Annotated in this window: 13 protein-coding genes; all 13 read left to right on the top strand. The window is 62.5% G+C overall.

The window, feature by feature from the left end:
* A partial coding sequence (locus LZ009_RS21755) for a hypothetical protein (RefSeq protein ID WP_275700070.1) occupies nt 1–580 on the top strand: 580 nt, incomplete at its 5' end.
* A gap of 159 nt (nt 581–739) precedes the next feature.
* On the top strand, nt 740–1,150 hold the full coding sequence (locus LZ009_RS21750) for a WapI family immunity protein (RefSeq protein WP_275700069.1): 411 nt from the start codon (nt 740–742) through the stop codon (nt 1,148–1,150).
* A gap of 588 nt (nt 1,151–1,738) precedes the next feature.
* The gene (locus tag LZ009_RS21745; protein ID WP_275700068.1) at nt 1,739–2,497 is read left to right on the top strand and encodes an MORN repeat-containing protein; all 759 of its coding nucleotides are present in this window, start codon (nt 1,739–1,741) and stop codon (nt 2,495–2,497) included.
* Nucleotides 2,498–2,563: 66 nt separating this feature from the next.
* Entirely contained in the window at nt 2,564–3,145 is a 582-nt protein-coding gene (locus LZ009_RS21740) for a GNAT family N-acetyltransferase (RefSeq protein WP_275700067.1), read from the top strand.
* Nucleotides 3,146–3,346: 201 nt separating this feature from the next.
* A complete protein-coding gene (locus LZ009_RS21735) occupies nt 3,347–3,715 on the top strand; it encodes a VOC family protein (RefSeq protein ID WP_275700086.1) in 369 nt (122 codons plus the stop codon).
* Nucleotides 3,716–3,780: 65 nt separating this feature from the next.
* Nucleotides 3,781–4,161: a VOC family protein gene (locus tag LZ009_RS21730; RefSeq protein WP_275700066.1), complete on the top strand. Its 381-nt coding sequence runs from the start codon at nt 3,781–3,783 to the stop codon at nt 4,159–4,161.
* Between the two features lie 60 nt (nt 4,162–4,221).
* On the top strand, nt 4,222–4,722 hold the full coding sequence (locus LZ009_RS21725) for a hypothetical protein (protein ID WP_275700065.1): 501 nt from the start codon (nt 4,222–4,224) through the stop codon (nt 4,720–4,722).
* Between the two features lie 30 nt (nt 4,723–4,752).
* Nucleotides 4,753–5,091 carry a low molecular weight protein tyrosine phosphatase family protein gene (locus LZ009_RS21720; RefSeq protein WP_275700064.1) on the top strand — a complete coding sequence of 113 codons (339 nt, stop codon included), beginning with the start codon at nt 4,753–4,755 and terminating at the stop codon, nt 5,089–5,091.
* 219 nt (nt 5,092–5,310) lie between these two features.
* Nucleotides 5,311–5,859 (top strand): RNA 2'-phosphotransferase, encoded by a 549-nt coding sequence (locus tag LZ009_RS21715; protein WP_275700063.1) that lies wholly within the window; start codon nt 5,311–5,313, stop codon nt 5,857–5,859.
* A 107-nt stretch (nt 5,860–5,966) separates the two neighbouring features.
* A complete protein-coding gene (locus LZ009_RS21710) occupies nt 5,967–6,245 on the top strand; it encodes a hypothetical protein (RefSeq protein ID WP_275700062.1) in 279 nt (92 codons plus the stop codon).
* A 12-nt stretch (nt 6,246–6,257) separates the two neighbouring features.
* Nucleotides 6,258–6,791 (top strand): SLOG cluster 4 domain-containing protein, encoded by a 534-nt coding sequence (locus LZ009_RS21705; protein ID WP_275700061.1) that lies wholly within the window; start codon nt 6,258–6,260, stop codon nt 6,789–6,791.
* Nucleotides 6,788–7,294, top strand: coding sequence for a TspO/MBR family protein (locus LZ009_RS21700; protein WP_275700060.1), 507 nt, complete (start codon nt 6,788–6,790; stop codon nt 7,292–7,294). The genes LZ009_RS21705 and LZ009_RS21700 overlap by 4 nt, the downstream gene beginning before the upstream one ends.
* 31 nt (nt 7,295–7,325) lie before the next feature.
* Nucleotides 7,326–7,778, top strand: a complete 453-nt coding sequence (locus LZ009_RS21695; protein WP_275700059.1) for a cupin domain-containing protein — start codon at nt 7,326–7,328, stop codon at nt 7,776–7,778.
* The last annotated feature ends 15 nt before the right edge of the window (nt 7,779–7,793 follow it).

Genomic DNA, 7,793 nt, shown 5'->3' with positions numbered 1-7,793 from the left:
GTCGACTCGGACACGCTGCGGCAAGGCGCCGCGAGCCGTGAAGGTGAGCGTACGTCTCGCGGCGCCTTGCCGCAGCGTGCCGGTCACCTCCAACGTTAAACCTCACTGCTGGCCGATGAGCAAAGCTTCCGTCGCCGTGATGTTGTCGCTGTCGATGGGGGCGGGCTCCGCGACCGGTGTAGCCGACGGCCCCAAGTTCGGTGTGGTTGCGCAGACAGCTACTAACGAGCCTTGCCTAGTGCTGCAGTCGCCCGTGCAAGTTGGTCAGCTCATCACGATCGCGAAGCTGCGACCAGCTGAATACGTTGTCGCGCGTGTTCGCAAGCCGACCTCCACGTGCGGCTCCAGACTGGAGCCGGGGCACTTTTATGAGCTCGAGATTCCTACCGGTCAGAATGATTGGTGGGCATCAACCGCTGTCATCGGGGAAGTGCCACCGGGATTGGAGTTTAGAGAGTGCTACGGTTCCGAATCGGTCCATCTTTCCGTGTGGCGTGGCCCCAGGCGCATCTGGAAAGGCTACTACTATGTGGACTACGAGATGGAGCCCTCATGCACTCCCGAGGATACGGCCAACTAAGGCAGCCTTCGAGGTGGAACTTTCTCTTGGAGGGCGGGTGAGGTCTAACATTTCGTTCGACACGGACACGCACCGGCAGTGCGCCGCAAGGCGTGTGGACAAGCCTACGCCGTGCGGCGCACTGCCGGTGCGTGCCGGTCAACTCCGACGTTAGGCCTCATGGAAGCCATCCGTTTCGGCACCAACTCCGAGTACGTGGCAATCACCGTGCCGCGCGCTATCGTCCTTGATGGGTACGGCCAGATTGGCGTGGAGATCTCCGTGGATGGCTTCAAGGGCGCGGTCGCGGCGTTTGTGGAGAAGGACGACTTGAACGGATTTTTAAGGCAGTTGCAGAAAGTGCAGGCAACACTGCTGGGGACGGCGGAACTCAAGCCCCGAGACGAGCAGTTCGTGTTGAAGCTGGCGCCCGATCGCCTTGGACATATCTGCGTGGAAGGAATAGCCTGGTCTCATCCGACGCATGGAAACCGATTGAGCTTTGAATTGGAGATCGATCAGACGTTTCTGGCGGAACCTATTCGGCAACTTCGTGCGGCTCTAGCTCAGGAGGGCGGGCATGATGCCTAACAAGTCGGTCGACTCGGACACGCACCGGCTGCGCGCCGCAAGGCGCGCGGGTGATCGTGCACCTTGCGGCGCGCTGCCGGTGCGTGCCGGTCAACTCCAAGGTTAGCCGCTAATGATCCCAACCAGTCACCTTTCCCGGCGATCCCTGAGACAAGTGGCGTATGTCTCTGGGAGTGTCTGCATTGCAATCGCGGTCTATGTGGCAGCGAATATGGGGCTCGAGCGACTGCGGGAGGTATGGGTCCTTCCAGCAGGAATGGCGGCCGCTGGAACGCTCTTATGCGTTGCTGGTCGTGTCATGAGCGAACGCGGACTCAAGCGCCTATTTGGGATCATTGTCTTGCTCACTGCAATTGCTGGTGTGCTGAAGGGGTCCAAATGAGCGGCGCGGCTAACAGGTCGTTCGACACGGATACGCTGCGGCAAGGCGCCGCGAGCCGCGCGGGCGAGCATCCGTCTCGCGGCGCCTTGCCGCAGCGTGCCGATCACCTCCAACGTTAGGCTTCCTGAAACCCCGCTATGCATCCTCCATTTCGTCGATCTGTAGCCCGCTGTGTCGTCTGGTCGCTCCTCAGTCTTCCCATCGCCGTGCCAACGTTCGCAGCGTCGACGTGGCCTCAGAACGGCTATGGCACGGCGGCGCTGCCGGATTCGGGGATATACGTAGGCTATTTCTCCAACGGCCTGTTCGAGGGCCAAGGCGAGATCAAATGGAGAGACGGGCAGAAGTACGCCGGTAGCTTCAAACAAGGCCTGTTCGAGGGCCAGGGGCAGATTACTTGGAGAGACGGCGACAAGTACACCGGTAGCTTCAAGCAAGGCCAGTATCACGGCTACGGCACATTCAAGAGCGCTGGCACTGGGCCGGACTACGCGGGTGAGTGGCGTGATGGGCTGCAGCACGGGAAGGGTGAACTCACCTCGCGAGACGGCTCCAGGTACGTAGGAGAATTTGCCTTCGGCAGGCGTGACGGCCAAGGTGTCCTGACCATGCCCGGCGAGTTCACCTATCGCGGAGCCTGGAAGGACGGGAGGTACCACGGTAGAGGGCGTACAGACTTCGCAGACGGAAGGCACTATGAGGGCTCGTACGAGAACGGCCTCTTCCAAGGCAAGGGCGAATTCGTCGCGCCCGGCAGGTACACATACCGAGGACAGTTCGCAAGGGGCTACAGTAGCGGTCAAGGTCGGATTGAATGGGCCAACGGAGATTGGTATGAAGGCCCCTTCTCCCAAGGGGAGCAAAACGGCGAAGGTGCTTGTCAAGTCGGCAGCAAGCGTGGTCAGTGCACCTACAAGAACGGCGTACTGGCTACGTTCAAGCGTGCGTTCAAGCCTGATGCCTGACAAGTCGGTCGACACGGACACGCACCGGCAGCGCGCCGTTCTCCTTCAACGTTAGGCAGCATCAAAATGCGCGAACAACTGCTCCTGCGTGACCTTCCCATGGAGTTCGAGACACCGCGGCTTGCTTGCCGCATTACCAGGCCAGGCGATGGGGTGCACGTCTACGAAGCCGTGAAGTCGTCTCTCCCAGAGCTCCGCGCAGCACTGGCAGCGGTTCCCTGGGCTGCTGACGAACCCTCGGTCCAGAGCTCCGAATCGTTCTGTCGTACCGGGTTCGCCGCCTTTCACGCGCGAACCGATTTCCCGTTCCTCATGTTCGAGAGGGAAAGCCAGCGGCTGGTCGGCGCGTGTGGATTGCATCGACCGGACTGGCAGGTTCCACGGCTGGAAATCGGCTATTGGTGTCGCACGGATTCCGTGGGCAAGGGATATGTCTCCGAAGCCGTACGAGGACTCGCGCAGTACGCTCGGGAAGAGTTGGGCGCTGTGCGTCTCGAGGTGATCGTCGACGCACCCAATGCGCGGTCACGTCGCGTGGCGGAGGCCGTGAGATTTCAACTCGAAGGCACGCTGCGGAGCCATCGCCGGGGTCCCGACGGCAAGTTGCGCGATCTCTGCGTCTATGCGAGCGTAGAAGATGCAGCCTGACAGGTGGTCATTGGCTTCCCAATTGCGTTGACAGCCTATGTGTCGTTCGGCTTCGCTCGGGAGTTGGTTGCGTTCCGGTCTGTGCGTGACCTCGCGCGCGCGGACGGTGCGTGCCGGTCACCTCAGTCGTCAGGCCTCCCGCAATCGCCTTTGTGCGGATCTGCTGCTACGCTGGTGCCGTCTGCGTGGAGGTATCTCATGGTGATTGATCACATTGGGTTCAACGTCTCGGACTTCCCCTCGAGCAAGGCCTTCTTCACCCAGGCGCTCGCACCGCTGGGCTTCACTATCACGCAAGAGGGAGAAGGATGGGCAATGATCGGCAAAGTCGGTGAGGGGCAACTGTGGTTTGGTTCGTTCGGGCCAAGTCCGGGCCCGATCCATGTGGCGTTTGCCGCTGCGAATCGTGAGCAAGTGCGCCAGTTTTACGCATCGGCGCTTGCCTCCGGCGGCAAGGACAATGGTCCGCCGGGGCTTCGACCGCACTACCACGCGAACTACTACGGCGCCTTCGTACTAGGTCCCGATGGACATAACATCGAAGCTGTTTGCCATGCCCCTGAGGTCTAGCATCCCGGCCAGTGCGTGCCGGTCAACTCGGTAGTTCGAGCACAGGAAACGCCATGCCTACTCCAATGACCGCCGGCGCTGTTGTCTACGCCATCGACGTCCAGCGGCTGGCCGCGTTCTATTCTGGCGTGGCCGCACTTCAGCAGACTCAGTCGGAACCTGGCAACGTCGTTCTGGAAGCTTCCGGGTTCCAGCTGGTCATCTTCGCCATCCCGCCTCATATCGCAGCCCAGATCCAGATCGCCACTCCTCCTCAGCGGCGCGAAGACACCCCCATCAAATTGGTGTTCGTCGTCCGCAGCTTGAGCGCTGCGCGTGCAGCGGCAAGGCAGCTGGGTGGAAACCTCGACGCAGAGGACAAGGTGTGGGGATTCCAAGGACTGCACGTTTGCGACGGACACGACCCGGAAGGCAACGTCATTCAGGTTCGGGCCCATGCGCTCTGACTGGTCGTTCGAATCAGTGGCGCATCGAAAGTGCCCCAAGCATCTTCCAACGTCACGCACATGGGACATCAAACCGCTGTTGCATTGAATGCGGATGACGAGCAGGTTTTTCTCGCCTTCCTGCGCGGAACGGCGGATGTTGCCGTCTACCGGTCCTGGTCGCCCGAGCCCAAGGAGGTCGATGAGCTGAGCCCAGACACCAGCGCCTCGCCGTTTTACTTTCACAACAAGGCGTTTCCCTGGACGCCAGCTTTCGAGCACGTGATGAGCACTGATCGAGTCACGGGGCAAGCCATCTCGTACTATCGCCTGATTGACGCTCAAGCTCCTGTCATGAGTTACTCAAGGCACCCTCTGCGCGCACCGGATCCTCACGTGGCAGGCCGACTCTACTGGCGGAAGGATATTTCTGGACCGCCTTCGTACGACAGAGAGCGTTTTGCGGCCTGGTACTCCAAGGTGGTCAGATGGGTGCGCCACAATGCAGTCAAGGTGCCGCATGGGCACACCGAGCCTTGGTGCCTCCCGGGTGCGCGTCGAGTGTTGAGCCATGCGCGCTGATGACACGCCACCTCAGTCGTTGGACTGCATATGAAGCGCCTGTTGTTCGTCTGTAGCCGCAACAAGCTCCGCAGCCCCACGGCGGAACAGGTGTTCTCGACGTGGGAAAATGTCGAGGTCGCTTCTGCGGGACTTGCCGCCGACGCGGAGACGCCGCTGACAGCTGACCTCGTCGAGTGGGCGGATATCATCTTCGTCATGGAGAAGGCTCACCGGACAAAGCTTTCGGCGATGTTCAAACGGAGTTTGAACGGGCAGCGTGTCGTCTGCCTCGATGTGCCCGATCGCTATGAATTCATGGAGCCCGCGCTGGTCAGCCTGCTGACTGAGCGCGTGCCCAAGTTCCTGGGGGCGGCCGGTGCGGCTTGAGAAGTCGGCAGCAGGCGAGGCACCTGGGAAACAATTGAACGCCCAACAAAGGCTCCAGGCTGCACGCCTTGCTGCGGCCGAAGGCATGCACAGTCGTTAACCTGGGCAAACTGACATGACTGCGCGGTAGGTCAGCGGAGACTTGGCGCTCGAGCAAGCGGCCTACGAGGCAAAAGTGCGGGAAGGTTTCCCGGAGCCGCACGGGCTCGAGGAGTTCGCATGACCCGCCAGGAGTTGACCACCGCGAGCAAATTCCTGAGCCTGGTGCTTCGTCACCAGCCGGAGCTCCTGGGGCTGCAACTGCGCCCGGAGGGTTGGGTTGCCGTGGAAGAACTGCTTTCGGCCGCAGAACGACACGGCCGGCCGATCGGCCGGGAGCTCCTCGATCGCATCGTGCAGACGAGCGACAAGCAGAGGTTCGCATTCAACGAGGACCGGACCTTGATCCGTGCGAACCAGGGACATTCGGTCGAAACGCCTATCTCGTATGACGAGGCTGACCCGCCGCCGCGACTCTTTCACGGCACCGCAGCGGCCAACCTGGAGAGCATTCGCCAGCACGGTCTTCTTCGCGGCAAGCGGCAATACGTGCATCTCTCCCGGGACGAAGACACTGCGCGGCAGGTCGGGGGTCGGCACGGCAAACCCGTCGTCCTCGTCGTTCATGCAGAACGGATGGCGCGCTCGGGCGTGAAGTTCTTTCTTTCACCCAATGGCGTCTGGCTCACTGACCACGTTCCTGCATCCTGTCTCGAGTACCCCGCCTGAGGGCCCCCAACGCTGGCGCCGGCGGTTAGGCGTCAAAGCCACAGTCCGCTTGGAATCCTGGTCGCCCAACGGGGAGAATGATCGGCGGCGCGGGGAGGCGCCCTTGAATGAAGCAGCAGATCGCCCGGTTTTCGCCGCACCAGAACGGCAAGGTATTCGCCATCCTCATGACCGTGGGAGCGGTGGTGTTCATGGTGCCCTTCATGCTGCTCGCAATGGCAACCGCGCCGGCGGACAACCGGCCGCCTGTCCTGTTCTTCCTGGCGATGCCCATCCTGTACCTGGTCATGGGATACGTCAGCGTCGCAATTGGATGCGCGATCTACAACGCCCTGTTCAAGCACATCGGCGGAATCGAGTTCGAAGCGCGTGGCGTCGATGCCTGACAGGCGAACAGCGTGACCACTGGCGCATCCCACCGCAAGCTCCAGGTCTGTGTCCTCGGCAGCGCCGAGCCCGGCTCACGCGCCTACGACATCGCTGGTGAAGCAGGGGAGATGCTGGCGGAGCTTGGCATCACCGTGGTGAGCGGATGCGGCAGTCCCGCGACGCGGGTGGCGGCGGAGCGTGCCATTGGCGCGGGGGGACTGGTCCTGAGCATCGTGCCGCCCGGCGAGATGCCGCCTGCGGATTGGCCCGCCACGGTGGTCGTTCCCTGTGGCATGGGGGACGCCCGCAATCTCTTGATGGCCCTGGCGGGCGATGCGTGCATCGTCATTGGCGGCCGCGCGGGGACCAAGTCCGAAGTCCACCTGGCCTGGCTGCACAAGCGGCCCTTGCTTCCCCTGGTGGGCTGCGGCGGCTGGTCCGACGAACTTCCCGCCAATCCTCCCGACGATCGGGCGAGCTCACCGATCCTCCCATGGAGCAGTGTCGATGAACTGCAGGTGCAGCTCCGCGCTCTCGGACTCGTCAAAGGCAGTGCGGCATGAAAGGTCCATCCGTCCAACGATCGCCTCTTGCGCAGATCGTCGGCCTCATCGCCTGGCTCGCGATCGTCTTCGCGGTAGCTGCCGTGGGCGCGGTCGCATCGGTCGACGCCGGCGCGTTCTACGCCCAGCTGGTTCGCCCGGACTGGGCGCCGCCTGCGTCGGCCTTCGGCCCCGTCTGGTCCGTGCTCTACCTGCTCATGGGATTGGCCGCCTGGCTGGTCTGGCGCAACCAAGGCGCCAAGCGCCTGCGCCTCGCACTCGTCCTGTTCTTTTGCCAGTTGTGTGCCAATGCGCTCTGGTCCTGGCTGTTCTTCGGTTGGCGCAACGGGGCGCTCGCGTTCGCGGACGTGCTGGTTCTCCTGGCGCTGATCGCGGCCACCCTGGTGGTGTTCTGGCGCATCAGCCGGCTGGCTGGCATGCTGCTGGTCCCTTATCTCGCGTGGGTCACTTTGGCCACCGCGCTCACGTGGGCGGTTTGGCAACGCAACCCCGCGGCCTTGTAGGCCCGATCGAACGACGAACTCCGGAAGCAAGATGATCATCAGGAAGAACCAGGCGCAGGCAGAACGAACCGAACGCGAGACCTTCGGCGTCACCGATACGGTGCGGCTGGCGCAAGCCGGAGGGATTTCGCAGTACGGCGCAAACGTGCAGACCCTGCAGCCCGGCGCACGGTCTTCCAACAGGCACTGGCACGAGAACGAGGACGAGTTCCTGTACGTCCTGTCCGGTGAGGTGACGGTCACGGAAGGCACCGAAGCGCAGGTCCTGCACGCCGGCGATGCGGCCTGCTGGCCCGCGGGTGTGCCGACTGCCCACTTCGTGTCCAACCAGTCGAACCAGCCCTGTTCGTACCTGATCGTCGGGACGCGCGTGAGCCAGGACGTCTGCCACTACCCCGATACCGGGCGCACCTTGTACAGGGAGGGCAACGCCTGGCGCCTGCTGGAGGCCAATGGCGAACTCTTCAAGTCCGGTGTCTTCTGAAGCGGACCAGCAGGC

The organism is Ramlibacter paludis, assembly GCF_022012305.1.
GTDB lineage: Bacteria > Pseudomonadota > Gammaproteobacteria > Burkholderiales > Burkholderiaceae_C > Ramlibacter > Ramlibacter paludis.
The sequence above is the reverse complement of the archived record's forward strand: the minus strand, read 5'-3'. Positions and strand labels throughout refer to the sequence as shown.

Bases quoted from the DNA above. Each gene is read 5' to 3' on its own strand.
- LZ009_RS21750 (WP_275700069.1), top strand. From the start codon at position 740: ATGGAAGCCATCCGTTTCGGCACCAACTCCGAGTACGTGGCAATCACC.
- LZ009_RS21740 (WP_275700067.1), top strand. From the start codon at position 2,564: ATGCGCGAACAACTGCTCCTGCGTGACCTTCCCATGGAGTTCGAGACA.
- LZ009_RS21730 (WP_275700066.1), top strand. From the start codon at position 3,781: ATGACCGCCGGCGCTGTTGTCTACGCCATCGACGTCCAGCGGCTGGCC.
- LZ009_RS21725 (WP_275700065.1), top strand. From the start codon at position 4,222: ATGGGACATCAAACCGCTGTTGCATTGAATGCGGATGACGAGCAGGTT.
- LZ009_RS21720 (WP_275700064.1), top strand. From the start codon at position 4,753: ATGAAGCGCCTGTTGTTCGTCTGTAGCCGCAACAAGCTCCGCAGCCCC.
- LZ009_RS21715 (WP_275700063.1), top strand. From the start codon at position 5,311: ATGACCCGCCAGGAGTTGACCACCGCGAGCAAATTCCTGAGCCTGGTG.
- LZ009_RS21710 (WP_275700062.1), top strand. From the start codon at position 5,967: ATGAAGCAGCAGATCGCCCGGTTTTCGCCGCACCAGAACGGCAAGGTA.
- LZ009_RS21700 (WP_275700060.1), top strand. From the start codon at position 6,788: ATGAAAGGTCCATCCGTCCAACGATCGCCTCTTGCGCAGATCGTCGGC.
- LZ009_RS21695 (WP_275700059.1), top strand. From the start codon at position 7,326: ATGATCATCAGGAAGAACCAGGCGCAGGCAGAACGAACCGAACGCGAG.